This window comes from Staphylococcus sp. HMSC057A08, from assembly GCF_001812925.1.
Classification (GTDB): domain Bacteria; phylum Bacillota; class Bacilli; order Staphylococcales; family Staphylococcaceae; genus Staphylococcus; species Staphylococcus hominis.
In genome coordinates, this window is the sequence record NZ_KV810857.1 from 167,246 (window position 1) to 192,318 (window position 25,073).

General features: G+C 31.2%; 33 protein-coding genes, 1 other RNA gene and 1 riboswitch. Of the genes, 22 read left to right on the plus strand and 12 right to left on the minus strand.

The genetic code is table 11. From position 1 onward, the window contains the following. Positions 1-39: 39 nt before the first annotated feature. The 12 genes from gap (at position 40) to HMPREF2881_RS08085 (ending at position 12,498) form a co-directional block, all read left to right on the plus strand. Positions 40-1,047 (plus strand): type I glyceraldehyde-3-phosphate dehydrogenase, encoded by a 1,008-nt coding sequence (gene gap / locus HMPREF2881_RS08030; RefSeq protein ID WP_002448134.1) that lies wholly within the window; start codon positions 40-42, stop codon positions 1,045-1,047. A 144-nt stretch (positions 1,048-1,191) separates the two neighbouring features. Then, positions 1,192-2,382: a phosphoglycerate kinase gene (pgk, locus tag HMPREF2881_RS08035; RefSeq protein ID WP_002448058.1), complete on the plus strand. Its 1,191-nt coding sequence runs from the start codon at positions 1,192-1,194 to the stop codon at positions 2,380-2,382. A gap of 111 nt (positions 2,383-2,493) precedes the next feature. After that, positions 2,494-3,255: a triose-phosphate isomerase gene (gene tpiA, locus HMPREF2881_RS08040; RefSeq protein WP_002448170.1), complete on the plus strand. Its 762-nt coding sequence runs from the start codon at positions 2,494-2,496 to the stop codon at positions 3,253-3,255. A 2-nt stretch (positions 3,256-3,257) separates the two neighbouring features. Beyond that, positions 3,258-4,775, plus strand: coding sequence for a 2,3-bisphosphoglycerate-independent phosphoglycerate mutase (gene gpmI, locus HMPREF2881_RS08045; RefSeq protein WP_002448105.1), 1,518 nt, complete (start codon positions 3,258-3,260; stop codon positions 4,773-4,775). A 131-nt stretch (positions 4,776-4,906) separates the two neighbouring features. Then, on the plus strand, positions 4,907-6,211 hold the full coding sequence (eno, locus tag HMPREF2881_RS08050) for a surface-displayed alpha-enolase (RefSeq protein ID WP_002448208.1): 1,305 nt from the start codon (positions 4,907-4,909) through the stop codon (positions 6,209-6,211). Between the two features lie 173 nt (positions 6,212-6,384). Beyond that, positions 6,385-6,855 (plus strand): hypothetical protein, encoded by a 471-nt coding sequence (locus HMPREF2881_RS08055; protein ID WP_002448043.1) that lies wholly within the window; start codon positions 6,385-6,387, stop codon positions 6,853-6,855. Between the two features lie 67 nt (positions 6,856-6,922). Then, a complete protein-coding gene (gene secG / locus HMPREF2881_RS08060) occupies positions 6,923-7,156 on the plus strand; it encodes a preprotein translocase subunit SecG (RefSeq protein WP_002448159.1) in 234 nt (77 codons plus the stop codon). A 204-nt stretch (positions 7,157-7,360) separates the two neighbouring features. Continuing rightward, entirely contained in the window at positions 7,361-8,101 is a 741-nt protein-coding gene (locus HMPREF2881_RS08065) for an alpha/beta hydrolase (protein ID WP_002448246.1), read from the plus strand. 37 nt (positions 8,102-8,138) lie between these two features. Further along, positions 8,139-10,517, plus strand: coding sequence for a ribonuclease R (gene rnr, locus HMPREF2881_RS08070; protein WP_002488337.1), 2,379 nt, complete (start codon positions 8,139-8,141; stop codon positions 10,515-10,517). Positions 10,518-10,541: 24 nt separating this feature from the next. Continuing rightward, a complete protein-coding gene (gene smpB, locus HMPREF2881_RS08075) occupies positions 10,542-11,012 on the plus strand; it encodes an SsrA-binding protein SmpB (protein WP_002448235.1) in 471 nt (156 codons plus the stop codon). Between the two features lie 86 nt (positions 11,013-11,098). Beyond that, positions 11,099-11,460: a transfer-messenger RNA gene (gene ssrA, locus HMPREF2881_RS08080) on the plus strand. 96 nt (positions 11,461-11,556) lie between these two features. Then, positions 11,557-12,498 carry a cation diffusion facilitator family transporter gene (locus HMPREF2881_RS08085; RefSeq protein ID WP_002448097.1) on the plus strand — a complete coding sequence of 314 codons (942 nt, stop codon included), beginning with the start codon at positions 11,557-11,559 and terminating at the stop codon, positions 12,496-12,498. A gap of 54 nt (positions 12,499-12,552) precedes the next feature. Here the strand turns inward: HMPREF2881_RS08085 and HMPREF2881_RS11850 are convergent, their stop codons facing one another. The 8 genes from HMPREF2881_RS11850 to tsaA form a co-directional block, all read right to left on the minus strand. Next, a complete protein-coding gene (locus tag HMPREF2881_RS11850) occupies positions 12,553-12,729 on the minus strand; it encodes a hypothetical protein (protein WP_002448052.1) in 177 nt (58 codons plus the stop codon). Positions 12,730-12,864: 135 nt separating this feature from the next. After that, entirely contained in the window at positions 12,865-13,581 is a 717-nt protein-coding gene (locus HMPREF2881_RS08090; RefSeq protein ID WP_002448164.1) for a hypothetical protein, read from the minus strand. A gap of 132 nt (positions 13,582-13,713) precedes the next feature. Then, the gene (locus HMPREF2881_RS08095; protein ID WP_002455571.1) at positions 13,714-13,941 is read right to left on the minus strand and encodes a hypothetical protein; all 228 of its coding nucleotides are present in this window, start codon (positions 13,939-13,941) and stop codon (positions 13,714-13,716) included. Between the two features lie 155 nt (positions 13,942-14,096). Next, positions 14,097-14,381, minus strand: coding sequence for a hypothetical protein (locus HMPREF2881_RS08100; protein ID WP_002448116.1), 285 nt, complete (start codon positions 14,379-14,381; stop codon positions 14,097-14,099). 76 nt (positions 14,382-14,457) lie between these two features. Next, the gene (locus tag HMPREF2881_RS08105) at positions 14,458-15,204 is read right to left on the minus strand and encodes a poly-gamma-glutamate hydrolase family protein (RefSeq protein WP_002448118.1); all 747 of its coding nucleotides are present in this window, start codon (positions 15,202-15,204) and stop codon (positions 14,458-14,460) included. Positions 15,205-15,277: 73 nt separating this feature from the next. Next, the gene (gene lnsA / locus HMPREF2881_RS08110; RefSeq protein WP_369962964.1) at positions 15,278-15,844 is read right to left on the minus strand and encodes a lipoprotein N-acylation protein LnsA; all 567 of its coding nucleotides are present in this window, start codon (positions 15,842-15,844) and stop codon (positions 15,278-15,280) included. A 96-nt stretch (positions 15,845-15,940) separates the two neighbouring features. Further along, a complete protein-coding gene (tsaT, locus tag HMPREF2881_RS08115) occupies positions 15,941-16,129 on the minus strand; it encodes a type II toxin-antitoxin system toxin TsaT (RefSeq protein WP_002448257.1) in 189 nt (62 codons plus the stop codon). A gap of 22 nt (positions 16,130-16,151) precedes the next feature. Next, a complete protein-coding gene (gene tsaA, locus HMPREF2881_RS12075; RefSeq protein ID WP_002455569.1) occupies positions 16,152-16,409 on the minus strand; it encodes a type II toxin-antitoxin system antitoxin TsaA in 258 nt (85 codons plus the stop codon). A gap of 454 nt (positions 16,410-16,863) precedes the next feature. On the opposite strand from tsaA, the gene HMPREF2881_RS08120 reads away from it, so the two are divergent. Then, a complete protein-coding gene (locus HMPREF2881_RS08120) occupies positions 16,864-17,067 on the plus strand; it encodes a sterile alpha motif-like domain-containing protein (protein ID WP_002448195.1) in 204 nt (67 codons plus the stop codon). Here the strand turns inward: HMPREF2881_RS08120 and HMPREF2881_RS08125 are convergent. Further along, on the minus strand, positions 17,059-17,301 hold the full coding sequence (locus HMPREF2881_RS08125) for a hypothetical protein (protein ID WP_002448133.1): 243 nt from the start codon (positions 17,299-17,301) through the stop codon (positions 17,059-17,061). The two genes, HMPREF2881_RS08120 and HMPREF2881_RS08125, sit on opposite strands and share 9 nt — an antisense overlap. 194 nt (positions 17,302-17,495) lie before the next feature. Here HMPREF2881_RS08125 and HMPREF2881_RS08130 point away from each other — a divergent pair, with 194 nt between their 5' ends. Next, entirely contained in the window at positions 17,496-18,095 is a 600-nt protein-coding gene (locus tag HMPREF2881_RS08130) for a histidine phosphatase family protein (RefSeq protein ID WP_002448069.1), read from the plus strand. 14 nt (positions 18,096-18,109) lie between these two features. On the opposite strand, the gene HMPREF2881_RS08135 is transcribed toward HMPREF2881_RS08130, so the two are convergent. Next, positions 18,110-18,601, minus strand: coding sequence for a GNAT family N-acetyltransferase (locus HMPREF2881_RS08135; protein ID WP_002448223.1), 492 nt, complete (start codon positions 18,599-18,601; stop codon positions 18,110-18,112). A gap of 451 nt (positions 18,602-19,052) precedes the next feature. Continuing rightward, positions 19,053-19,475, minus strand: coding sequence for an organic hydroperoxide resistance protein (locus HMPREF2881_RS08140; RefSeq protein WP_002448074.1), 423 nt, complete (start codon positions 19,473-19,475; stop codon positions 19,053-19,055). A gap of 161 nt (positions 19,476-19,636) precedes the next feature. On the opposite strand from HMPREF2881_RS08140, the gene aroD reads away from it, so the two are divergent. Both aroD and HMPREF2881_RS08150 read left to right on the plus strand, forming a co-directional pair. Continuing rightward, positions 19,637-20,362, plus strand: a complete 726-nt coding sequence (aroD, locus tag HMPREF2881_RS08145; protein WP_002448081.1) for a type I 3-dehydroquinate dehydratase — start codon at positions 19,637-19,639, stop codon at positions 20,360-20,362. Between the two features lie 69 nt (positions 20,363-20,431). Continuing rightward, positions 20,432-20,971, plus strand: a complete 540-nt coding sequence (locus tag HMPREF2881_RS08150) for a nitroreductase family protein (RefSeq protein WP_002448165.1) — start codon at positions 20,432-20,434, stop codon at positions 20,969-20,971. Between the two features lie 37 nt (positions 20,972-21,008). Here HMPREF2881_RS08150 and HMPREF2881_RS08155 read toward each other — a convergent pair whose 3' ends face one another. After that, on the minus strand, positions 21,009-21,332 hold the full coding sequence (locus tag HMPREF2881_RS08155) for a thioredoxin family protein (protein ID WP_002448188.1): 324 nt from the start codon (positions 21,330-21,332) through the stop codon (positions 21,009-21,011). Positions 21,333-21,471: 139 nt separating this feature from the next. Between HMPREF2881_RS08155 and HMPREF2881_RS08160 the strand changes: the two genes are divergently transcribed. The 6 genes from HMPREF2881_RS08160 (at position 21,472) to HMPREF2881_RS08185 (ending at position 25,069) form a co-directional block, all read left to right on the plus strand. Beyond that, positions 21,472-21,825, plus strand: coding sequence for an arsenate reductase family protein (locus tag HMPREF2881_RS08160; protein ID WP_002448030.1), 354 nt, complete (start codon positions 21,472-21,474; stop codon positions 21,823-21,825). Positions 21,826-21,917: 92 nt separating this feature from the next. Beyond that, positions 21,918-22,298, plus strand: coding sequence for a glycine cleavage system protein GcvH (gene gcvH, locus HMPREF2881_RS08165; protein WP_002448172.1), 381 nt, complete (start codon positions 21,918-21,920; stop codon positions 22,296-22,298). A 135-nt stretch (positions 22,299-22,433) separates the two neighbouring features. After that, complete coding sequence (locus HMPREF2881_RS08170; protein ID WP_002448075.1) at positions 22,434-22,820, plus strand: toprim domain-containing protein; 387 nt, start codon at positions 22,434-22,436, stop codon at positions 22,818-22,820. Further along, on the plus strand, positions 22,813-23,112 hold the full coding sequence (locus HMPREF2881_RS08175) for a thioredoxin family protein (RefSeq protein WP_002448091.1): 300 nt from the start codon (positions 22,813-22,815) through the stop codon (positions 23,110-23,112). The genes HMPREF2881_RS08170 and HMPREF2881_RS08175 overlap by 8 nt, the downstream gene beginning before the upstream one ends. A gap of 54 nt (positions 23,113-23,166) precedes the next feature. Further along, positions 23,167-23,271: riboswitch (SAM riboswitch) on the plus strand. Positions 23,272-23,355: 84 nt separating this feature from the next. After that, on the plus strand, positions 23,356-24,381 hold the full coding sequence (locus HMPREF2881_RS08180) for a methionine ABC transporter ATP-binding protein (RefSeq protein WP_002448213.1): 1,026 nt from the start codon (positions 23,356-23,358) through the stop codon (positions 24,379-24,381). After that, positions 24,374-25,069 (plus strand): methionine ABC transporter permease, encoded by a 696-nt coding sequence (locus tag HMPREF2881_RS08185; protein WP_002448101.1) that lies wholly within the window; start codon positions 24,374-24,376, stop codon positions 25,067-25,069. The genes HMPREF2881_RS08180 and HMPREF2881_RS08185 overlap by 8 nt, the downstream gene beginning before the upstream one ends. Positions 25,070-25,073 lie beyond the last annotated feature (4 nt).

Below are 25,073 nucleotides of genomic sequence, written 5' to 3' on the forward strand. Positions count from 1 at the left end.
TTTAACTTTTTAAATATCATTTTAAAGGAGGCCATTATAATGGCAGTAAAAGTAGCAATTAATGGTTTTGGTAGAATTGGTCGTTTAGCATTCAGAAGAATTCAAGACGTAGAAGGTATTGAAGTAGTTGCAGTAAACGACTTAACAGACGACGAAATGTTAGCTCATTTATTAAAATATGACACTATGCAAGGTCGCTTTAACGGAGACGTAGAAGTAGTTGAAGGTGGTTTCCGTGTAAATGGTAAAGAAGTTAAATCTTTTGAAGAACCAGATGCAAGTAAATTACCATGGGGCGATTTAGATATCGACGTAGTATTAGAATGTACTGGTTTCTATACAGAAAAAGAAAAAGCTGAAGCACACATTAATGCAGGAGCTAAAAAAGTATTAATTTCTGCTCCAGCCAAAGGTGATGTTAAAACTATCGTATTTAACACAAACCACAAAGACTTAGATGGATCTGAAACAGTAGTATCAGGTGCTTCATGTACTACAAACTCATTGGCACCAGTTGCTAAAGTTTTAAATGACGAATTTGGTATTGTTGAAGGTTTAATGACAACTATCCATGCTTACACTGGTGACCAAATGACTCAAGATGGTCCACACAGAAAAGGTGACAAACGTCGTGCACGTGCAGCAGCACAAAACATCGTACCTAACTCAACAGGTGCAGCTAAAGCTATCGGTAAAGTAATTCCTGAAATCGATGGTAAATTAGATGGTGGAGCACAACGTGTACCAGTAGCTACTGGTTCATTAACTGAAGTAACAGTTGTATTAGAAAAAGAAGTAACAGTTGAAGATGTTAACAAAGCAATGAAAAATGCTGCTGACGAATCATTCGGTTACACTGAAGATGAAATCGTATCATCAGATATTGTTGGTATGAACTTTGGTTCATTATTCGATGCAACTCAAACTCGTGTCATCTCAGTTGGCGACAAACAATTAGTTAAAGTAGCTGCTTGGTATGACAACGAAATGTCTTATACTTCTCAATTAGTACGTACTTTAGAATATTTAGCTGAATTAACTAAATAATTTCGTAGCCTAGTTTAATAAAACTTGTGCTCAGTACACTTATATAAAATGTTGAATTAAGTTAGCTTATGAGTAAGCGGGGAGCACTAACGCTTCTCCGCTTATTTTTATATTAATAATTCCTATTTAAAGGAGGAAATTATAATGGCAAAAAAAATTGTTTCTGATTTAGACTTAAAAGGAAAAGTTGTACTTGAACGTGCTGACTTTAACGTACCTTTAAAAAATGGTGAAATTACAAATGATAACCGTATTGTTCAAGCCTTACCAACAATTAAATATATTTTAGAACAAGGCGGTAAATTGGTATTATTCTCTCACTTAGGTAAAGTTAAAGAAGAAAGTGATAAAAAAGAGTTAACTTTAAAACCAGTAGCAGATTCATTAACTGAAAAATTAGGCAAAGAAGTTGTGTTTGTTCCAGAAACACGCGGTGAAAAATTAGAATCTGCAATTAAAAATTTAAATGAAGGCGATGTATTATTAGTTGAAAATACTCGTTTTGAAGATTTAGACGGTAAAAAAGAATCTAAAAATGATTCTGAATTAGGTAAGTATTGGGCATCATTAGGTGATGTGTTTGTAAATGATGCATTTGGTACTGCACACCGTGAACATGCTTCAAATGTTGGTATTTCTACTCATCTAGAAACAGCTGCAGGTTACCTAATGGAAAAAGAAATTAAATTTATTGGTGGTGTGGTAAATGACCCGCATAAACCAGTTGTGGCTATTTTAGGTGGTGCTAAAGTATCTGACAAAATTGGTGTTATTAAAAATTTAGTGAATATCGCTGATAAAATCATTATTGGTGGCGGTATGGCATATACATTTTTAAAAGCACAAGGTAAAGAAATTGGTCTATCTTTATTAGAAGAAGATAAAATTGACTTTGCTAAAGAACTTTTAGAAAAAAATGGCGATCAAATTGTATTACCTGTTGATTGTAAAGTAGCTAAAGAATTTTCAAACGATGCTAAAATCACTGAAGTATCTATTGATGAAATTCCAAGTGATCAAGAAGCAATGGATATTGGACCAAAAACAATAGAGTTATTTACTAAAGAATTACAAGGTGCTCATACAGTAGTATGGAACGGACCTATGGGGGTATTTGAATTTAGTAATTTTGCTAAAGGTACAATTGGTGTATGTAAAGCAATTGCTAACTTAGAAGATGCAATCACAATTATCGGTGGCGGTGATTCAGCAGCGGCTGCAATTTCACTAGGATTTGAAGAGGATTTCACTCATATTTCAACTGGTGGCGGTGCTTCATTAGAATACCTTGAAGGTAAAGAATTACCTGGTATCAAAGCAATTAACGATAAATAATATTTATTTGAATCATAAAAATGTTTCTTTTATGATTTTCATGGGAAAACAATAAAAGAACGTAAATATTTATAATTAATTTTAAATTTATTAATAATAGGAGTGTCAATAATGAGAAAACCAATCATAGCTGGTAACTGGAAAATGAATAAAACAGTTCAAGAAGCTAAAGACTTTGTAAACAATTTACCTACATTACCTGATGAAAAGGAAGTTGAATCAGTAATTTGTGCGCCAACAATTCAATTAGATGCATTAATCTCTCTAGTGAATGATGGCAAAGCAAAAGGATTAAAAATTGGTGCTCAAAACACTTATTTTGAAGATAATGGTGCATATACAGGAGAAACTTCTCCAGTGGCATTAGCTGATTTAGGTGTTAAATATGTCGTTATTGGACATTCAGAACGTCGTGAATTATTCCATGAAACAGATGAAGACGTAAATAAAAAAGCACATGCAGTATTTAATCATGGAATGACACCAATTATTTGTGTTGGTGAAACAGATGAAGAAAGAGAAAATGGCAAAGCTAACGAAGTAGTAAGCAACCAAGTAAAAGAAGCAGTAAAAGGCTTGTCAGAAGATCAACTTCAAGAAGTTGTTATTGCTTACGAACCAATTTGGGCAATCGGTACTGGTAAATCAGCTACTTCAGAAGATGCAAATGAAATGTGTTCACAAGTACGTAAAACAGTAGCAGACGTGTCTAGTCAAGATGTAGCTGATGCGACTCGTATTCAATATGGTGGTAGTGTGAAACCAAATAATGTTAAAGAATATATGGCTCAATCAGATATCGATGGTGCATTAGTTGGTGGCGCATCACTTAAAGTAGATGATTTTGTACAATTGTTAGAAGGTGCTAAATAATTATGGCTAAACAACCAACAGCATTAATTATTTTAGACGGTTTTGCTAACCGTGAAAGTGAACATGGTAATGCAGTAAAACAAGCGCATAAACCCAATTTCGATCGTTATTACAACACATATCCTACGACTCAAATTGAAGCAAGTGGTTTAGATGTTGGCCTTCCCGAAGGTCAAATGGGTAACTCTGAAGTAGGTCATATGAATATAGGTGCAGGTCGTATTGTCTATCAAAGTTTAACTCGTATTAATAAATCCATTGAAGATGGTGATTTCTACGAAAATGAAGTGTTAGGTAAAGCAGCTCAACACGTTAAAGATCACGACTCAGCATTACATGTATTTGGTTTACTTTCAGATGGCGGTGTTCACAGTCATTACAAACATTTATTTGCATTATTAGAACTTGCTAAACAAAAAGGTTTAGATAAAGTGTATGTACATGCATTTTTAGATGGTCGTGATGTAGATCAAAAATCAGCAATTAAATATATTGAAGAAACAGAAGCTAAATTTAAAGAACTTGGTGTAGGTCAATTTGCATCGATTTCAGGTCGTTATTACGCTATGGATCGTGATAAACGTTGGGATCGTGAAGAAAAAGCTTATAATGCTATTCGCAATTTCGAAGGACCTTCTTATGCGAGCGCTAAAGAAGGTGTAGAAGCGAATTATGAAAATGACGTTACAGACGAATTTGTTGAACCTTTCATAGTTGAAGGACAAAATGAAGGTGTTCAAGATGGTGATGCTGTTATCTTCTTCAATTTCCGTCCTGATAGAGCAGCACAATTATCTGAAATATTTACAAATAAAGCATTTGACGGCTTTAAAGTTGAGCGTGTAAATGATTTATTCTATGCAACATTTACTAAATATAATGATAATGTTGATGCAGAAGTCGTATTTGAAAAAGTTGATTTAACTAATACAATTGGTGAAGTTGCTCAAAATAATAATTTAAAACAATTACGTATTGCAGAAACTGAAAAATACCCACATGTTACTTATTTCATGAGTGGTGGACGTAATGAAGAATTTGAAGGTGAACGTCGTCGCTTAATCGATTCACCTAAAGTTGCTACGTATGATTTAAAACCTGAAATGAGTGCATACGAAGTTAAAGATACATTGTTAGAAGAGTTAGACAAAGGTGATTTAGATTTAATTATTTTAAACTTTGCTAACCCTGACATGGTAGGTCATAGTGGTATGCTTGAACCAACAATCAAAGCAATTGAAGCAGTAGATGAATGTTTAGGTGAAGTGGTTGATAAAATTTTAGATATGAATGGCTATGCAATAATTACAGCTGACCATGGTAACTCAGATCAAGTTTTAACTGATGATGATCAACCTATGACTACTCATACTACAAACCCAGTTCCAGTAATTGTTACTAAAGAAGATGTAACATTACGTGAAACTGGTCGTTTAGGTGACTTAGCACCTACATTACTAGACTTATTAAATGTTGAACAACCGTCAGACATGACAGGTGAATCTTTAATTAAGCATTAGTAAAGTTGTAAATACTAAGATGATTTAATATTATTCTTTAATATTAAGTCATCTTAGTATAAATATTTTATTAAATAACAAAAAATAGTTATAATAATTAAGGAATCTAAATTTAAAGGAGATTATTTATTATGCCAATTATTACAGATGTTTATGCTCGCGAAGTATTAGACTCACGTGGTAACCCAACAGTTGAAGTTGAAGTATTAACTGAAAGTGGTGCTTTTGGTCGTGCTTTAGTACCTTCAGGTGCTTCTACTGGTGAACACGAAGCAGTTGAATTACGTGATGGAGATAAATCACGTTATAGCGGTAAAGGTGTTACAAAAGCTGTTGAAAATGTAAACGAAATTATCGCTCCAGAAATCGTTGAAGGTGAATTTTCAGTTTTAGATCAAGTATCAATTGATAAAATGATGATTCAATTAGACGGAACACCTAACAAAGGTAAATTAGGTGCAAACGCTATTTTAGGTGTGTCTATTGCCGTTGCACGTGCAGCTGCTGACTTATTAGGTCAACCATTATACAAATATTTCGGTGGATTTAACGGTAAACAATTACCAGTGCCAATGATGAATATTGTTAACGGTGGTTCTCACTCAGATGCACCAATTGCATTCCAAGAATTCATGATTTTACCAACTGGTGCTGAATCATTTAAAGAAGCATTACGTTGGGGTGCTGAAATTTTCCATAACTTAAAATCAATTTTAAGTGAACGCGGATTAGAAACTGCTGTAGGTGACGAAGGTGGTTTTGCTCCAAGATTTGACGGTACTGAAGATGCAGTTGAAACAATCATTAAAGCGATTGAAAAAGCTGGTTACAAACCAGGCGAAGATGTATTCTTAGGATTTGACTGTGCGTCATCTGAATTCTATGAAAATGGTGTATATGACTACACTAAATTCGAAGGTGAACATGGTGCGAAACGTAGTGCAGCTGAACAAGTTGACTACTTAGAAGAATTAATTAGTAAATATCCAATCATTACAATTGAAGATGGTATGGATGAAAATGACTGGGACGGTTGGAAACAATTAACTGATCGTATCGGTGACAAAGTTCAATTAGTAGGTGACGATTTATTCGTAACTAATACTGAAATTCTTTCTAGAGGTATTGAACAAGGTATTGGTAACTCAATCTTAATCAAAGTAAACCAAATTGGTACATTAACTGAAACATTTGATGCTATTGAAATGGCTCAAAAAGCTGGTTACACTGCGGTAGTATCTCACCGTTCTGGGGAAACTGAAGATACAACAATTGCTGATATCGCAGTAGCAACAAATGCTGGTCAAATTAAAACTGGTTCATTATCAAGAACAGATCGTATTGCGAAATATAATCAATTACTACGTATTGAAGATGAATTATTTGAAACAGCAAAATTTGACGGAATTAAATCTTTCTACAATTTAGATAAATAATTTTAGTAACATACTAAAATTAATAGAGTTCACGCGTTTGCCTGTCATAGAGTTGAGACTATGACAGGCTTTTTTTAATATAAAATTTTAAATAATAGCCTCGAAGTGTAAGATTTAACTTCATTGATGAAACTGATATAATAATCCTGTAATTGAAAGAAGGAGAATTGAAGATGGATCAACAACTTAATCAGTCAAATAAAAGAGAACGTATTGCCGGTCAATGGATTGGATATAGTTCGCTTGTATTTTGTATATTATTAATTATCCATAATTTTATTGCTTTAGATGCTCACACTGCTAAAACACTGTTAACACTAGCACATCAAGAAGCATCAAGCAGTGCAGTAGATAACATTTTAAATAGTTTTAGATATACAGGTATTATGTATATTCTCGCATATTTAGCTGGAGTAATTGCTTTATGGAATCGACATAAATATCTTTGGTGGTTTATGTTTGCCGTATATGTATCAAATGTATTATTTACACTTGTCAACTTAACGATGGTGTTAAATGCTATTATTGAAACAAAATCTATTTTATTTATTTTACCTATTTTAATCGTCGTGATTGGTTCAGCAATATTAGCAATATATATGTTAATTATTTCAATTGTACGTAAAAGTACATTTAATCGATAGTATTTGATAACTATATTAAGAATATGTTATAATTCGGAACGTATATAATGAACGGAGGACAATTTTCATGCATACATTATTTATGGTCTTATTAATTATTGATTGTATTGCATTAATTACTGTTGTATTACTCCAAGAAAGTAAAAGTAATGGACTTTCGGGTGCGATTAGTGGGGGCGCTGAACAGTTATTTGGTAAGCAAAAACAACGTGGCGTCGATTTATTCTTGCATAGATTAACAATTGTGTTAGCCATCATTTTCTTTTTAATAATGATTGGAATAAGTTATTTTGGTTTATAAGGTCCGACGATATCAATGTCGGGCTTTTTTATTTATAATAGAGTTAACACATTTTATAATGAAATCATTATTTTAATATGATCATCAATGCATATTTTTAAGCTATTAAGGGAATAAAATAGATTGATTATATAATGAATACAATCTATTAGTACAAAATAAAAAAGTAATCATATTATAATTTTTGTTAGAGAGGGATAAAAAATGCAAATTAAGTTACCTCAACCTTTCTTTTTCCAAGAAGGTAAAAGAGCAGTCTTACTCTTACATGGATTCACTGGTAATTCATCTGATGTAAGACAACTTGGTAGATTTTTACAAAAAAAGGGTTATACTTCCTATGCACCACAGTATGAAGGGCATGCTGCGCCACCAGAAGAGATATTAAAATCTAGTCCATATGTATGGTTTAAAGATGTACTTGATGGCTATGATTATCTTGTAGAACAAGGTTATGAAGATATAGCGGTAGCTGGATTGTCATTAGGCGGTGTATTTGCATTGAAGTTAAGTTTAAACCGTCCTGTAAAAGGTATCATAACAATGTGTGCACCTGCCGAAGTAAAAACAGAAGGTACAATCTATGAAGGTTTTTTAGAATATGCACGTAATTTTAAAAAGTATGAAGGTAAAGATCAAGCAACGATTGATAAAGAAATGGAAGATTTTCATCCTACTGAAACACTCAAAGAACTTAGTGATACGTTAAGTCGTGTGCGTAATGATGTAGATGAAGTCTTAGATCCTATATTAGTAGTTCAAGCTGAAAAAGATGAAATGATTGATCCTCAGTCAGCAAATTATATATATGAAAATGTAGATTCAGATGAAAAACAAATTAAATGGTATGCAAATTCAGGACATGTCATTACAATTGATAAAGAAAAAGAACAAGTGTTTGAAGATGTATATGAGTTTTTAGAAGGATTAGACTGGTCTGAATAAATCATAAAAATAATTGATTAAAGAAAGGAGGGGCATGATGAATTTAAAGCAATCCATTGAAGAAATTGTAAAACAACCTGATTATGAACCGATGTCTGTATCAGACTTTCAAGATGCTTTAGGTCTTAGTAGTGCCGACTCATTTAGAGAATTAATAAAGGTGCTCGTTGAACTTGAACAAGTAGGATTGGTAGAGCGAACAAAGACAGATCGCTATCAACGTAAAGCATCAAATAAGAATTTAAGTTCAAAATTAATAAGAGGTACTTTAAGTCAAAATAAAAAAGGCTTTGCTTTTTTACGCCCAGAAAACGAAGAATTTGAAGATATTTTTATTCCACCAACAAAGATTAACCGTGCTTTAGATGGAGATACAGTAATAGTTGAATTACAAAAATCCAGAGGAGAGCATCGTGGAAAAGTTGAAGGTGAAGTAAAATCTATAGAAAAACATTCTGTCACACAAGTGGTAGGTACGTATAGTGAAGCAAAACATTTTGGTTTTGTCATTCCTGATGATAAACGTATTATGCAAGATATATTTATACCTAAAGGACAGAGTCTTGGAGCCGTAGATGGTCATAAAGTACTTGTCCAAATCACAAAATATGCTGATGGCACAGATAATCCAGAAGGACATGTTTCTGCTATTCTAGGTCATAAAAATGATCCAGGAGTAGATATTCTTTCAATTATATATCAGCATGGAATTGAGATTGAATTTCCTGATGAGGTATTAAAAGAAGCGGAATCAGTCCCTGAAGAAATAAAACCCGAAGAAATTAAAGGACGAAGAGATTTAAGAAACGATCTTACAATTACAATAGATGGTGCAGATGCTAAAGATTTAGACGATGCAATTAGCGTTAAACGTCTAGATAATGGACATACGGAATTGACAGTAAGTATTGCAGACGTAAGTTATTACGTAAAAGAAGGCTCTGCGCTAGATAAAGAAGCTTATGATAGAGCAACGAGTGTATATTTAGTAGACCGTGTTATTCCAATGATTCCACACCGTTTAAGTAATGGTATCTGTTCATTAAATCCTGAAGTAGATCGTTTAACGTTAAGTTGTCGTATGGAAATAAATGAGCGTGGCGAAGTGGTGAATCATGACATATTTGATAGTGTTATTCATTCAAACTATCGTATGACATATGATGCAGTGAATCAAATTATTACCGAAAAAAATACAGAAGTGCGTCAACAATACAGTGAAATTGTTCCAATGTTAGATTTGGCACAAGATTTATCTAATCGACTTGTCCGTATGCGTAAACGTCGTGGTGAAATTGATTTTGATATTAATGAAGCTAAAGTATTGGTCAATCAAGAAGGCCTACCTACAGATGTAATATTGCGAGAACGTGGTGAAGGAGAGCGTTTAATTGAATCATTTATGTTAGCAGCCAATGAAACAGTTGCTGAACATTTTAACAAATTAGAAGTGCCATTTATTTATCGTGTTCATGAACAACCAAAATCAGATCGATTACGCCAGTTCTTCGACTTTATTACTAATTTTGGTATTATGGTTAAAGGCACAGGCGAAGATATTCATCCTTCAACATTACAATCTATCCAAGAAGAAGTTGAAGGTCGTTCTGAGCAAATGGTTATTTCAACAATGATGTTACGTTCAATGCAACAAGCACATTATGATGATACGAATTTAGGTCATTTTGGCTTGTCAGCAGAATATTATACACATTTTACTTCTCCGATTCGTCGTTATCCAGATTTAACTGTCCATCGCTTAATTCGTAAGTATCTTGTCGATCACTCTATGAATCATAAAGAGATGCATCAATGGGAAGAAACATTACCAGAATTAGCAGAACATACATCTCAACGTGAACGTCGTGCAATTGAAGCAGAAAGAGATACAGATGAGTTGAAGAAAGCAGAGTATATGATTCAACATATTGGCGATGAATTTGAAGGTATTGTAAGCTCTGTTGCCAATTTTGGTATGTTCATTGAATTACCAAATACGATAGAAGGTATGGTTCATATTTCTAATATGACAGATGATTATTATCAATTTGATGAACGACAAATGGCATTGATAGGTGAACGACATGCTAAAGTGTTTAGAATTGGTGATAAGGTAACAGTTAAAGTTACTCATGTAGACGTAGATGAACGCATGATAGATTTCCAAATTGTTGGCATGCCATTACCTAAAAAGGATAAATCACAGCGTCCTGCTCGTGGAAAAACGATTCAAGCTAAAACACGTGGTAAATCTTTAGATAAATCTAAAGATAATCATCAAAAAAACAAAAAGAAAAAGCGTAAACAACGTAAGGGTAAAAATCAACGTCAACGTGATAAACAAAGCTCAACTAAGCATAAACCTTTTTATAAAGATAAACATATTAAGAAAAAAGCGCGTCGTAAGAAAAAATAATCAGCAAAGAGGTGACATACATTAATGGCCAAGAAAAAAACAAAATCACCAGGTACGTTGGCTGAAAACCGTAAAGCAAGACATGATTATAATATTGAAGATACCATTGAAGCAGGCATTGTGCTTCAAGGTACAGAAATTAAATCGATTCGACGTGGTAGTGCGAACTTAAAAGATAGTTATGCACAAGTGAAGCGTGGAGAAATGTACATTAATAATATGCATATTGCTCCATACGAAGAAGGAAATCGTTTTAATCATGATCCATTACGGTCAAGAAAGTTGTTATTGCATAAAAAAGAGATTATCAAACTAGGCGAACGTACAAGAGAAATTGGATATTCGATTATTCCTTTAAAATTGTATTTAAAACATGGACAATGTAAAGTTTTATTAGGCATAGCTCGTGGTAAAAAACTGCATGATAAACGTCAAGCATTGAAAGATAAAGCAATGAAACGAGACGTTGATCGTGCAATGAAAGCCCGTTATTAAGCATAATTGTTGCTTAATCGGGCTCTATTTGTTATGATAAGTAAAGTTGTTTAAATTAAACTGTATCTTATATTTTATGATATTGCGGGGGCGTTTTTGGATTCGACAGGGGTCCCCCGAGCTTATTAAGCGTGTCGGAGGGTTGTCTCCGTCATCAACACATTCGGTTAAATATAACTGACAAATCAAACAATAATTTAGCAGTAGCTGCGTAATAGCACTCTGCATCGCCTAACAGCATTTCCTATGTGCTGTTAACGCGATTCAACCCTAATAGGATATGCTAAACACTGCCGTTTGAAGTCTGTTTAGATGAAATTTAATCAAACTAGCATATTGTTGGTTGTCTGTTGCTTACCAATATGCGAAATGAATCAATAGACTACACACGTAGAAAGATTTGTATCAGGACCTCTGGACGCGGGTTCGAATCCCGCCGCCTCCATCTTATAGCTTGTAACCTTATTGGTTGCAGGTTTTTTTAATATATATTAGGGTAGTTTTAAAGAAAATAGTTTATAATTTAATTGTTTGGAGAGAAGTAATGAACAATCAATCAAAATATTTTCATCATGTAGAACATAGGAAATTTCAAAGTAGTTCAAAAGCAACGCTTTGGTCTTCTTTGATTATTACGCTGATTTTTACAATTGTAGAGTTTGTAGGTGGATTATATGCTAATTCACTTGCTTTATTATCAGATTCATTCCATATGTTAAGTGATGTTTTGGCACTAGGATTGTCTATGCTTGCTATTTATTTTGCAAGTAAGCCTCCAACGAAACATTATACGTATGGATTTTTAAGATTAGAAATTATTGTAGCTTTCTTAAATGGTTTAGCATTAATTGTTATTTCGTTAGGTATTATGTACGAAGGCATTTTGAGAATCATACATCCTGAACCGGTAGCAAGTGGTATTATGATATTTGTAGCTGTATTAGGTCTTATTATAAATATCATTTTAACACTTATTTTATTTAGATCTTTAAGAAAAGAAGATAATGTCAATATTCAAAGTGCATTATGGCATTTTTTCGGAGATTTATTAAATTCAATTGGCGTTATCGTAGCAGTAGTACTTATTCATTTTACTGGATGGGCAATTATTGATCCAATCATTAGTATCATCATTTCTCTTATCATTTTAAATGGTGGTTATAAAATAATTAAAAATGCTTGGAAAGTATTAATGGAGCGTATTCCAGATGGATATGATTCAGATGAAATTATTAATGCAATGAAAAGCGTTGAAGGCGTTATAGATGTGCATGAGTTTCATTTATGGAGCATCACTACAAACCATAGTTCATTGAGTGCTCATGTTGTTTTAAGTGATGAATATACTAAATGGCCGTATTCAACGGTTAATAAAGTTTCTGAATTGTTGAAAGAAAAATATAATTTAGAACATGTTACACTACAAATTGAAAATATTCATCTTAACCATTTAGACGAAGATTACTTTAAACAATACGAAGAATGATAATTAAATAGGAGTAGAAGCGATGGATAGTAAGAGCGCTTCTACTCCTTATTTTTAGTTTTTATTTATTTTTTTACTATCTACGCGTTCAGAATTGCCTTTAGATTTGTGTGCTTTTGGATTATTCTTTTTATGTGCACTTTCATTTACATCTTTGACTGTATCATTACTATGACTACATGCACCTAATATTAGAAAGCTTGAAAGTGTTAGTAAGGCTAATTTTTTCATTGTCTCATCCCTTTGTTTTAAGTCGTATCATATTTTAGTATGGCATATTAAATGTAATATTCAATAAATATTTATAAGTTTTAAAAAGATGTCGAAAATAAAAGATAGAGCATCAAAACTCTACCTTTTTTATTATTAATTGTTTATTTGGTTTATATTATTATTCGTATTATTACTTTGTGTATTTTGAGTTGTATTTAATGTGCTATTTTGATTTACATTATTAGTGTTGTCTTTTGTTGTATTAGATTCATTTGTATGATTATATTGAGTACTATTTTGACTATTCTGGTTGTGAGTAGAATGTGTTTGTTTTGAATCATTATTTGCTGAATTCGTCTGATATTGAGATGTGTCTTGTTGTTGTGTTGAAGGTTCTTGCTGTCGTTGTGTAGAATTTTGATTATTTGTAGTCGCATTATTTTGTTCAGTAGTTGGGTTTTCTTGTTGTATTGATTGTTGTGTAGTTGGTGATTCTGATGACTGAATTGAATTTTCTTCTGTGGCGGGTGTGTTTTCTTGAGTGGAAGGAGTATCCTGAATAGACTCATGTGATGTATCCTTATTATTTTTCTTAGAATTATTTTCTTTTTTATTGTTATTTTCTTTATTTGTTTTATTATCTTTAGGCTTTTCTTTTTTTATAGGAGTGATGTCACTTTTAGAGGGATTATTACTCTCAATGACTTTATGAATACCCAGTGCAAGCATACTTAATAAGATAATAATAATAGCCATAGCAAGCATTTTTAAGTAATTTTTATTTTTAAAAATAGCAATAATACCAAAAATAATGACTATACAAGCGATTAAAAATAAAGTAATGCCTAGATAGAATATAATTTTATCCATAACTGACCTCCATCATTACAATATGTCAATCAAATTTCACTATAAATATTACATAATAAATATTAATATTTATTTAACATTTTATTATTTTTTTAAAACAATTTAGTTGATAAAATTATTAATATAATAGTGTTATTCATTCGATTTATTGTAAATATTAATTTCTTCATTTTTAAAATTGATTGAAACATATAAATGTTCATCATATGTATTAATAGGAAGAGAGGGTGTATTCAGTTTAAACTCTGATAGAATTTTAAATGAACTGTTATTTAAAGGTTCAACTATAGATACATCATTTTCGTTTTGTTGTATAAGTAGATTTCTATTCGTCATATTATTAATTTTCCAATGATTCATGTAAACTCACCTCTATTAAAAATAAAAAGCCTGAAACATACTCAATACATATGTGCAGGCTTTAAAAGTTATATTCATAATTAAATAAATATATTTATTTAAGACTTTTAAGCAAATGTTCTTGAATAGAAATAACTTGAAAAAATTAGATATTCTTAATTAAAGCTTTGTTCAATTTCAGTAAAAGCTTTATTTGTAACTTTAATATTATCAATTCTATCAGACATAATATTTCCATCTAGATAGCCATGATCAATAAGAACTTTGCAATTTTCTAAGAAATCACTATATTTTCTATCGCAAAAATAATCATCTTGAGCTGTAATACTATCTTTAAAATTATTTGCTTCTTCCTCTGTTTGTCCACTATTTGAACGTTCCATATATAGCTTATAAAATTTTGCTACTGTATATTTTTGTTCTTTAGTTAACTCGTCCATAGAAACGCCTCCTAAACTCATTACTTATATATACCCAAATTAATTTAATTAAAAAACTAAAAAAACGATATTACATTTATTGCGCTTTTTTAATACCTTGATCTACTGCTTCGGCAAATTTATAAAATGTTCTCGTATAATTTTTTGAATATCGTCTATTATTTTTATCCAATTTATTATGTTTAAAAAACAAAGCTCGCTGGCGGGTCGTCAATTCCAGTTGCACTCCTGTATCTTTTTTATCTCTATTAATAATATTATTATAGGAAAGGGCCTCAATTCCTTTAGGCGTTTTTTGTACTGTAAATCCATGATGAGTTAATGAATGACGTAATGTTTGAACTAATTTTTTATCTTTACCACCTACGTAAACAATGGGTTCATCGCCTGCATATCCGTGAATAGATATTGTTTTTGACGAATGGTTGAGCATATCTAATAATTGAGGTTCATCAAAAACAGTAGAAGTAATATGTAGTTGAGCATTATTATCTGAACGTAGACCTTCAAATGAATAAAAATTATATTGACCAATATTTGAAATACGACGAGCGAGTTCAGTGGTTCCAGGTTCAATACTTCCACCATGAATAGCTGTAATTAAGGTATCGCTGTGCTTACGGTGTTTTGTGATTATTTTCCAATCTTTATTTTTTGTTGTATGTTGTTTTAAATCATTAAAGTTAGCATAGTAATCTAAGGATTGATGTTGTTTTAACTCAAAATGTTTATAAAAGTAAAGAAAGAGAAGAATAAATAATATAATAATAAGAGTTAAAAACATATAATAAAAGAATCGATAATGTAATTTTTTGTTTTTCATAAAAATAAGTTGTTCCTTTATATATTATTTCTTAGTATAGAAAAGTATAGTGTAACGCCATATTCTTTAACTATTAGTATTTTTTTACTAGCTTAAGACGATAGTCATTATTAAAATTATCAACTAAAGCATATGGAGAGATAATTAGTAAACCATGATCATTTATCGTATCTTTACTTACACCATATTTGTATGCTTGATAGATAATTTTAGTACAATAAGTAAAGCGTTCACTTTTTAAATTAAGTGTAACTAAATAAGTTTTATCACTATTTTTATAATGAGCTTTTGCCCAATTAGCTGCTTTTTGACCTGCATTAGGATACTCACAACGATATATTTTAATCCAATCATTTTTTTTAACGCCAAATCGCTGTTTAAATGATTCGAAAGATTCAATAATAGGCTTATCGCCGGGTCCTTCAATTTGTAAAACTGTATCATGATCTAAAGCAATACTTGAATGTCCAAAGAAACCAAATAATACCGGACCTTTTGTAAGAATAATATCACCAGGTTGTAATTTGAAATCATTTCCTTTTTCTGAAGATGAAGAAGTGGAACTTATAGATGCATAAGTATGAGAAGAGAACGCGAAAAATAGTAATAAAATGAAAATCACAAATATAATACGTTTCAATTGAATAATCTTCAATTTATATCTCCTTAATCGTTTTATAGAGAAACATATAAAAAAGAACAAAATAAAATCGTATTTTGTTCTTTTAAACCCTATTTATAAAATACCAAATAATAGTATATATATCAGTAAAGCAAAACCAAAAATATAGAAGATGACTGTAAAGCCTAAATATGATTCTTTACGTTCTTCTTTTTTAGATTTTAGCAATAACCCTAATATAATTGAAGCAGCAACAACAAATATAATACCCAGCCAAAGTAAAATCGTTAAATGTGTACTCATTTGTAAACCTCCCACATTTTAATTAAAAAAAGTTATATATCAGTGGATATATATAATATAAAAAAATGATTAGATTAGTTAAAAAAATTATTTCGCTTATAAGGTTTTTATCCAAGATAGCGGCAATTAAACTGAATGAAATAGTGAGGCCACATATGATTAAACCAGGTATGAGCCAGAAATAATCATCTAACTTAGGAAAATAGGTGACAATAATGTTAAAACCTAGAAATAAAAGGGTAATCATAATATTAATCCAAAATAATTTATTAATATTCATAGGTAGTGTCACCTCTATAACAATGATGTCTTTTTTATCATCATATCACTTCTTTAAAAGAAAGGTAAAACTTTAATCCTTATTAAAAGAATGACTTCGTAAATTTACATAAAAAAACCGGCGATTAAACTAAAATGTACTCATCGGCAGTCATAAATATGTATGATTAACTAATAAACGTATCAATTAAAAGGGGAAATCAAAAAAGTAAATAAAAGAGTATAAAAATTCGAAAAATCGTCACATTTACAGAAAATTAATATTCGCATAGAATGTTTTTAGTGAATAATTAGAAATAAAGTGTTTTAATTATTTTAATAAAATCAATTAAAACATTACAACTCTTATAAAAAATATAACTTACTGATGTGATTATATATAAATAAACATCATTCATTTAGAAACAATAAGATGATAGGAGATACTGAAATGTTGTAATGTGAGGAGGAAAAAAATGACATTTTATGATTTTGTTATTGGATTTATTAATGATGATACACCACTAGGAAGTTTAGCAAACTACATTGTAAATGATCATAAATTTCCCAAAAACGAACGCAATAATAAAGAAATTAGAGCATATGTGATGTCAAATTACGTTGATCACCAACTAATTGAAAGCGCTAATCGAGCAATGAGTCTCTATAAATTAATTTGAATTAGGATAGTACCAATTTTGTTGCTTTAACGCATTCCATATATCTTTAGTTTTAAAGTTTAATTCATTATCTCTAATTGAAAAAGGTTCTATAATTTCTCTATCTAACCACGAATGAATAAGTTCACTAGGAACTCCATCAAGTAACATTTCTGATTTACTTATTACAAAACATTCCCAATCTAATGAGAGCTTATTAGGATTGACATAATTGTATTGATGATGATCATTCACAATGAACGCTCCTTTATTTGTAAAACTTATAATTCATTATACCCATCACAATGAGAACCAAACGTGTATTAATTAATTTTTTACCTTTATTTATTTTTAAGTATAAAAAAATTAAGATATACTATGTATGGATTATAAAGTGGTGTAAAAGAAAGTTGCCTATATTATTTAAAAAATATATTGAGGTGAATGTAATGAGTAAAATACTCTATTTAATGAGACATGGACAAACTATGTTTAATTTAAGAGGGAAAGTACAAGGTGCAAGTGATTCTCCACTTACTGAATTAGGAATATCTCAAGCGAAGCAAGCAGGTCATTACTTTAAACATAATCATATTACTTTTGACGAAGCATATTCATCTAGTTCGGAACGGGCATGTGATACGTTAGAAAATGTTTTACCTGAACAAGCATATCAACGTAATAAAGGATTAAAAGAATGGAGTTTTGGACTATTTGAAGGGGATAGTGTTCAATTATTGGATGCAGTTTGGGATAAACACGACATTTTTGGAACTAGACTACGCTCTTTCGGAGGAGAAACGAAACATGAAGTTGAACATCGTATCGTTACGACATTAAGTAATTTATTAGAGTCCTCTAATGGAAAAACATTCTTAGCGGTAAGCCATGGTACAGCCATTCAGGTTTTTTTAAGAAAATGGATAGGTGATGATATGGCAAATCAATATATCATTGGAAATTGTTGTATTTTAAAATTTATTTATACACATGGAAAGTTTGAATTTCTCGATATGGTGGATCCTACAATCGATGATGCCAATAAGTAAAATCATTATCCTGACTATTTAATATCATAGAGTAGCCAATGAACATCAAAATAAGTATCATCTACTTTAAATGAGTTTTTTTCAATTCCTAAAGTTTCAAAACCAAGTGCAGTGAAAAAAATCTTTGCACCAATATGATTTGAGGTAATACAAGTCATTAGTTTTTCAATATGACGAGACTTTGCATAATTAATCACTTCACAGATTAAATTTTGCAAAGTAATCTCGTCTTTTTTGTCTTTTAAAAAGAGATTTTCTAACATTGCTTTATGTTGTGTGCCCACTTGTTTGAGTTGTCGCAATGTAACACCAGCCACAAGTTTTTCATTTTTAAAATTGCCAAAAATATTACAATACTCTTCTTCTTTAGATAGAATGTGTTTTAAGTAATTTGGAGACACATGTTGAAAATAAAGTTTATCCCATGAATAAGTATGTGAATCATTTGATATTAAAGTAATATATTGATTTAAATCGTTGTTAGTAAGAATTCTAACTTCTGACATTATACTCACCTCAAATTATTATTAGCATTTAAAAATCTATTTATACAAATTAATTGAATTATAAAAATTTTATAAAGTTTAATTAATAACTATATCCATAGAATAGCCTATTTTTAAAAATTATACAAAAAGTGTGAGAATACATAGACGTTAGAATATTATCTATCATACATCGATATCTTTAAACTTAATTGTTAGATAGGAAATGAAATGGAGTGGGACGGAATTCAATTTGAATTTGTCGTTCAATTCTAGCAATACATCCCCAAGGACGTAAATGTTCTTATTGAAAGTCATTATGTTAACTTTCATACTACTATTGAAATAACTTGATATCAGCTCTTTTTAATTCAGTCTTTATCTATCAACACATAAAAAAATCCTGAGACATAATGAGGTGTCTCAGGGTTTTTTAAAATTATAAAATTTTGATTTTAAAGAGTAATGCTAATTAGTCAACAACTTGAACATTTAAATCTACATCGATGTTGCCACGAGTTGCTTTTGAATATGGACAGAATTCGTGAGCATCTTGTAGATATTTTTCAGCGTCTTCTTGAGATAATACATTTTTAACTTTTGCATCAATAGATACGCTTAATTTTGGACTTTCAGCATTTGGATCATCTTCTAAGCGTACAGTTAAAGTTACCTCAGGTTCTGCTCCGCGAACTTTGTTTTGTTTTAAAATAAGGTCATATGCACCATTGAAGCATGAAGCATAGCCAGCTGCGAATAATTGTTCAGGGTTAGTTGCGTTTCCATCTGCTTGTTGTGGTGGTAATACATCTACATTTATTGCATTATCGTCTGTGTGTACGTGTCCTTTACGTCCACCAACGTTTGTTGCTTTAGTTTCATATTGAACTGCCATTATTATTACCTCCTAAATTCGAATACAATTATTATATACCCAACTAAAAAGTTTTAAATCATGATCTGTAAAAATTAAAAAGAATTTTAAACATTGGCGAGTGTGACATAAATAGTTTAAAATAATATAAAAATGTAAATGGCAAGAAAAGAAGGGATTATATGGCAGAAGTAAAGGTAGCTGCAACCATAGCACCTCAAGATATAATAGATAATGAAACGTTAAATAGTATCAATGATAATCATGCATATATCGATATCATTGAGTTGCGTATAGATCAGTGGGAGAGTCATCATCACGAACTTTTAATGAAAAACCTTTCACTTCTAAATGAAATAAAGGATCATTTCAAAATATTGGTGACATATCGCACAATTTCTCAAGGTGGAAAAGGTCAGTTAACTAATAAAGAATATTTACAGTTAATTGAAACAATTTCCTCAATAGATGAATGTCAAATGATGGATATAGAATGGGAGTCAAATATTGAGGTTGAGACGCATAAGCGTATTATAGAAAATGCACATCGTCATCAGAAACAAATAATTGTGTCCTATCATAATTTTTTAGAAACGCCACCGTTAGAAGAATTAAAATTCACATATTATAAAATGCAAAAATTAAATCCTGAGTATGTAAAAATTGCAGTAATGCCTAAGGAAAAACAGGACGTAGCAATGCTATTAGAAGCAGTAGCTTATACATCTGAAGCGATTTCTCAACAAGTTATTGGAATATCTATGTCTCATTTAGGATTAGTGAGCCGAACTGCTCAAGGTGTTTTTGGGGGTACAGTGTCATATGGTTGCTTAGGTGAACCTCAAGCGCCAGGGCAGATTCATGTTAAAGAACTAAAAAAACAATTATTATTTTACGAAAGCATGTAGTATACATTGAAATGTCATCGATATCCGCGTATAATTGATAATAGTTATCAATATAGAGGAGCGATAATTGTGGAATTACAAGAAGTAATTTCTTTAAGAAGAAGTATAAAGAAATTTAAACATGATATGGTGATTAATGATGAAGATGTATTTAAAGCCATAGAACAAGCTACTGACGCTCCTAATCATGGTATGAGAGAACCGTGGAGAGTTATTCATGTTTCTAAAGATAGATTAGGAGATATGAGTAGAGATATTACACGTTTTGCCTTTCCAAATAGTCCAGAAAAACAAGAAGATCATTATAACGCGGTGACAAATTTAGGAGGTATGTTAGTTTTAGTACTTAAAACTGACCCACGACAACGACAAAATCGCGAAAACTTTTTTGCGATGGGTGCATACACTCAGAATCTAATGTTATTACTTTATGAAAAAGGTATTGGTACATGTTGGAAAACGCCATTGTACATCTTTGAACCAAAAGTAAGAAAAGCGTTTGGTATTGCTAAAGATGAAGCTATTGCAGGTTTATTGTATCTTACTGATTTAGAAGAGGTACCACCTAAAGCAAAACGTAAAAATAAACATTTAATCTCAGAATACTAAAGAAACCACACTCAAAATAACGAGTGTGGTTCTTTAATTATTTATTAAATGTTTCTTTTAAGAATGATTCAACTTGTTCAGGTGATTTTGCATTAGCAGAATGCAAATGAGCTTGTTTTTGACCATTTTCAAATATAAGTAAACTTGGGATACCCATGACTTCATTGTCTGATGCTACATCTTCTAATTCATCACGATTTACAGAATACCATTTATAGTCGTTATACTTGTCAACGATTGGATCAATCCACATATCCATTGCTTTACAATCAGGACACCAACCAGCTTCAAATTTTACAATTACAGGTTGTTCACTTTGAATAACTGAATTAAATTCTTCAGTAGTAGTAATATTTTTCATACTTTACACTCCTTTTAGCTTGTTTTATATATTATAACTAATTACTAATATTTAGAAAAAAATAAAGCTTAAAAAGTAGAGCGTTTATTTAAATAATTTGATATATTTATAATAAGTTTAAATAGGAGGATAATACTGAATGATTAAATTTTATCAATATCCAAAATGCACAACTTGTAAAAAAGCTGCTCGATTTTTAGATGAGCATGGAGTGAGTTATGAGTCTATAGATATTGTGCAACACACACCTACAAAACAAGAATTCAAAGAGTTAGTAGTTAAATCAGAAGTGGAAATAAATAAATTCTTTAATACACATGGTGTGAAATATAGAGAACTTGGTTTGAAAGATAAATTAAAAGAATTATCTAATGATGAAAAATTAGAACTCTTAGCCTCAGATGGAATGTTGGTAAAACGTCCGCTAGCGGTTTCATGTGAAAAAGTTACATTAGGTTTTAATGAAGAACAATATAAAGATGTATGGTTATAGAAAGTATAATCACAACTTTTAATATTAATAGTTGAATGAAAACTTACGGTATGGCATCATTAAATTGTAATTATTTTTAGGAGGGGATTTTCGTGGCAGTACCGAGCGAATTCAAATATTCTAAGGAACATGAATGGGTTAAAGTTGAAGGAAATACGGCAACAATTGGTATTACTGAATACGCGCAAGGCGAATTAGGAGACATCGTATTTGTCGAATTACCAGATGTCGATGATGAAATTAATGAAGGGGATACATTTGGTAGTGTTGAATCAGTAAAGACAGTATCTGAATTGTATGCACCTGTCTCTGGTAAAATTGTTGAAACAAATGACGAATTAGAAGATAGTCCAGAATTTGTTAATGAATCACCTTATGAAAAAGCGTGGATGGTAAAAGTTGAATTAAATGATGAAAGTCAATTAGATGAATTGCTATCAGCTGAACAATATTCTGAAATGATTGGCGAATAATTTTAAAAAACTCCTTGATATTGAATCTAGGAGTTTTTTATATATTATATTAATTATCTGTAAATTGTGTTTATATTCATCAATAACGTGAAAAAGTAAATGATTGTTTAATATCGACTTAGAAGGTGGATGAACATGGCAATTTTAAACAAAGTTATCATTGTTGAAGGTAAATCTGATAAGAAGAAAGTGCAACAAGTCATAGCTGAACCTGTAAATATTATTTGTACACATGGTACAATGAGTATCGACAAACTAGACGATATGATAGAAACATTATATGGAAAACAGGTCTATATTCTTGCCGATTCAGATGATGAAGGCGAAAAAATTAGAAAATGGTTTAAACGTTATTTAAGTGAAAGTGAACATATCTATGTAGATAAAACATATTGTGAAGTCGCGCGTTGTCCTAAAAATTATCTTGCTCATGTATTGAGTAAATATGGATTTAACGTAAAAAAAGAGAAAAAACTTATACCTAATTTAAGTTCTGAAAGGTTAGTACTCGTGAATGAATAATTCTATTAAAATCGAAGACATCAAAGAACACTTTGATAAAGATAAACATTTAATATTTGGATATACTCCTATGTGTGGAACATGTAAGATTTCAGAGCGCATGCTAGATATTGCAAATGATATCGAACAATTACCACTTAAAAAAATTGATTTAAATTTCCATAAGTATTTTAGTGAAGAATATAAAATTATGTCTGTACCTGTACTGTTAATTATGGATAAGGATAAAGAGGTAGATAGAATCTATGCATTTCAATCCGTGCCATATTTGTTAGAAAAGTTAAAAAAATGATTGACGAATTATTAGTACAGTGATAGGATATAAATTAATTAAATAGTGCGAAAACTCTTATCGAGAGAGGTGGAGGGATGTGCCCTACGAAGCCCGGCAACCGTCTATAATGGAAATGGTGCCAATTCACATAAAGTTTAAGACTTTAGAAGATGAGAGAAAGATAATTTTAAATGCTTTCTCATCTCTCTAGGTGGGAAAGCATTTTTTAATTACATAAGGAATTTAAGGGAGGCATTTAACGTGATTGAGTTAAATCAAGTTGTTAAACGCTATCACACAAAGAACAAAGATGTACTAGCAGTAGATCACGTTGATTTGAATATAGAATCAGGCTCAATTTTTGGAGTGATTGGGTTCTCTGGTGCTGGTAAAAGTACGTTAATTCGAATGTTTAATAATCTAGAAGAGCCGACTTCAGGGGATATCATTATAGATGGAGACAATATTAACAAACTTTCTAAATCAGATTTGAGAAAAAAACGACAAAAAGTAAGTATGATTTTCCAACATTTTAATTTATTATGGTCACGTACTGTCATTAGTAATATTATGTTCCCACTAGAAATAGCTGGAGTAGCTCGTACAGAAGCAAAAAAAAGAGCTTTAGAACTTGTAGAGTTGGTCGGTTTAAAAGGCCGTGAAAAAGCTTATCCTTCAGAATTATCGGGTGGTCAAAAACAAAGAGTTGGGATTGCTCGTGCATTAGCGAATGATCCGAATGTCTTATTATGTGACGAGGCTACAAGTGCGCTAGATCCACAAACAACGGATGAAATTTTAGATTTACTGTTAAAAATAAAAGAAGAAAGAAATCTAACGATTGTGATTATTACACATGAAATGCAAGTGATTAGACGCATATGTGATGCAGTTGCAGTGATGGAAAATGGACGTGTTATTGAGCAAGGTAATGTTGATGAAGTATTTGAAAATCCTCAACATGAGGTGACAAAACGATTCGTGAAAGACGATTTAGACGACGATTTTGAAGATTCAATTAAACATCTAGAACCATTGAACAAAGACGCTTATATTGTAAGGTTGAATTTCAACGGTAATAATACAACACAACCTGTTGTATCTGATATTACGCGAACGCAGAATATTGAATTAAATATTTTGGAAGCAAATATTAAAAATACACGTACAGGTTCAATTGGATTTTTAATTGTACACATTCCACATATTAGTGAAGATGGATTTAATACATTTGTAACTGAGTTACATAAACAACACGTAAATGTGGAGGTGATTAAACATGGATAAATCATATGGTGATATCTTCCATGAAATGATTACTATGCCTAACGTACAATGGCCTGAAGTTTGGCAAGCAATATATGAAACACTTTATATGACTATAGTGTCAACCATTTTTGCTTTTATCTTTGGCTTAATCTTAGGTGTGCTGCTTTTCTTATCAGCTAAAAGTGACGCACCTGGAGCTAAAATTTTCTATACGGTAGTTTCATTTATAGTTAACTTGTTCCGTGCAATTCCATTTATTATTTTAATTTTGTTATTAATTCCGTTCACAAGTGTATTATTAGGTACAATTAGTGGACCGACGGGAGCACTTCCAGCATTAATCATTGGCGCTGCACCGTTCTACGCAAGATTAGTTGAAATCGCATTTAAAGAAATCGATAAAGGCGTTATTGAAGCAGCATGGTCTATGGGTGCGAATACTTGGACAGTCGTTCGAAAAGTATTGCTTCCAGAAGCAATGCCAGCACTTGTTTCAGGTATTACAGTAACTGCTATCGCTTTAGTTGGTTCAACTGCTATTGCAGGCGTTATTGGTGCAGGTGGTTTAGGTAATTTAGCTTACTTAACTGGTTTTACACGTAACCAAAACGACGTCATTTTAGTGTCAACCGTATTTATTTTAATTATTGTATTTATAATCCAATTCATCGGGGATTGGCTTACAAATAAAATTGATAAACGATAATAGA

Bases quoted from the DNA above. Each gene is read 5' to 3' on its own strand.
- gap (WP_002448134.1), top strand. From the start codon at position 40: ATGGCAGTAAAAGTAGCAATTAATGGTTTTGGTAGAATTGGTCGTTTA.
- pgk (WP_002448058.1), top strand. From the start codon at position 1,192: ATGGCAAAAAAAATTGTTTCTGATTTAGACTTAAAAGGAAAAGTTGTA.
- tpiA (WP_002448170.1), top strand. From the start codon at position 2,494: ATGAGAAAACCAATCATAGCTGGTAACTGGAAAATGAATAAAACAGTT.
- gpmI (WP_002448105.1), top strand. From the start codon at position 3,258: ATGGCTAAACAACCAACAGCATTAATTATTTTAGACGGTTTTGCTAAC.
- eno (WP_002448208.1), top strand. From the start codon at position 4,907: ATGCCAATTATTACAGATGTTTATGCTCGCGAAGTATTAGACTCACGT.
- HMPREF2881_RS08055 (WP_002448043.1), top strand. From the start codon at position 6,385: ATGGATCAACAACTTAATCAGTCAAATAAAAGAGAACGTATTGCCGGT.
- secG (WP_002448159.1), top strand. From the start codon at position 6,923: ATGCATACATTATTTATGGTCTTATTAATTATTGATTGTATTGCATTA.
- HMPREF2881_RS08065 (WP_002448246.1), top strand. From the start codon at position 7,361: ATGCAAATTAAGTTACCTCAACCTTTCTTTTTCCAAGAAGGTAAAAGA.
- rnr (WP_002488337.1), top strand. From the start codon at position 8,139: ATGAATTTAAAGCAATCCATTGAAGAAATTGTAAAACAACCTGATTAT.
- smpB (WP_002448235.1), top strand. From the start codon at position 10,542: ATGGCCAAGAAAAAAACAAAATCACCAGGTACGTTGGCTGAAAACCGT.
- HMPREF2881_RS08085 (WP_002448097.1), top strand. From the start codon at position 11,557: ATGAACAATCAATCAAAATATTTTCATCATGTAGAACATAGGAAATTT.
- HMPREF2881_RS11850 (WP_002448052.1), bottom strand. From the start codon at position 12,729: ATGAAAAAATTAGCCTTACTAACACTTTCAAGCTTTCTAATATTAGGT.
- HMPREF2881_RS08090 (WP_002448164.1), bottom strand. From the start codon at position 13,581: ATGGATAAAATTATATTCTATCTAGGCATTACTTTATTTTTAATCGCT.
- HMPREF2881_RS08095 (WP_002455571.1), bottom strand. From the start codon at position 13,941: ATGAATCATTGGAAAATTAATAATATGACGAATAGAAATCTACTTATA.
- HMPREF2881_RS08100 (WP_002448116.1), bottom strand. From the start codon at position 14,381: ATGGACGAGTTAACTAAAGAACAAAAATATACAGTAGCAAAATTTTAT.
- HMPREF2881_RS08105 (WP_002448118.1), bottom strand. From the start codon at position 15,204: ATGAAAAACAAAAAATTACATTATCGATTCTTTTATTATATGTTTTTA.
- tsaT (WP_002448257.1), bottom strand. From the start codon at position 16,129: ATGAGTACACATTTAACGATTTTACTTTGGCTGGGTATTATATTTGTT.
- tsaA (WP_002455569.1), bottom strand. From the start codon at position 16,409: ATGAATATTAATAAATTATTTTGGATTAATATTATGATTACCCTTTTA.
- HMPREF2881_RS08120 (WP_002448195.1), top strand. From the start codon at position 16,864: ATGACATTTTATGATTTTGTTATTGGATTTATTAATGATGATACACCA.
- HMPREF2881_RS08130 (WP_002448069.1), top strand. From the start codon at position 17,496: ATGAGTAAAATACTCTATTTAATGAGACATGGACAAACTATGTTTAAT.
- HMPREF2881_RS08135 (WP_002448223.1), bottom strand. From the start codon at position 18,601: ATGTCAGAAGTTAGAATTCTTACTAACAACGATTTAAATCAATATATT.
- HMPREF2881_RS08140 (WP_002448074.1), bottom strand. From the start codon at position 19,475: ATGGCAGTTCAATATGAAACTAAAGCAACAAACGTTGGTGGACGTAAA.
- aroD (WP_002448081.1), top strand. From the start codon at position 19,637: ATGGCAGAAGTAAAGGTAGCTGCAACCATAGCACCTCAAGATATAATA.
- HMPREF2881_RS08155 (WP_002448188.1), bottom strand. From the start codon at position 21,332: ATGAAAAATATTACTACTACTGAAGAATTTAATTCAGTTATTCAAAGT.
- HMPREF2881_RS08160 (WP_002448030.1), top strand. From the start codon at position 21,472: ATGATTAAATTTTATCAATATCCAAAATGCACAACTTGTAAAAAAGCT.
- HMPREF2881_RS08170 (WP_002448075.1), top strand. From the start codon at position 22,434: ATGGCAATTTTAAACAAAGTTATCATTGTTGAAGGTAAATCTGATAAG.
- HMPREF2881_RS08175 (WP_002448091.1), top strand. From the start codon at position 22,813: ATGAATAATTCTATTAAAATCGAAGACATCAAAGAACACTTTGATAAA.
- HMPREF2881_RS08185 (WP_002448101.1), top strand. From the start codon at position 24,374: ATGGATAAATCATATGGTGATATCTTCCATGAAATGATTACTATGCCT.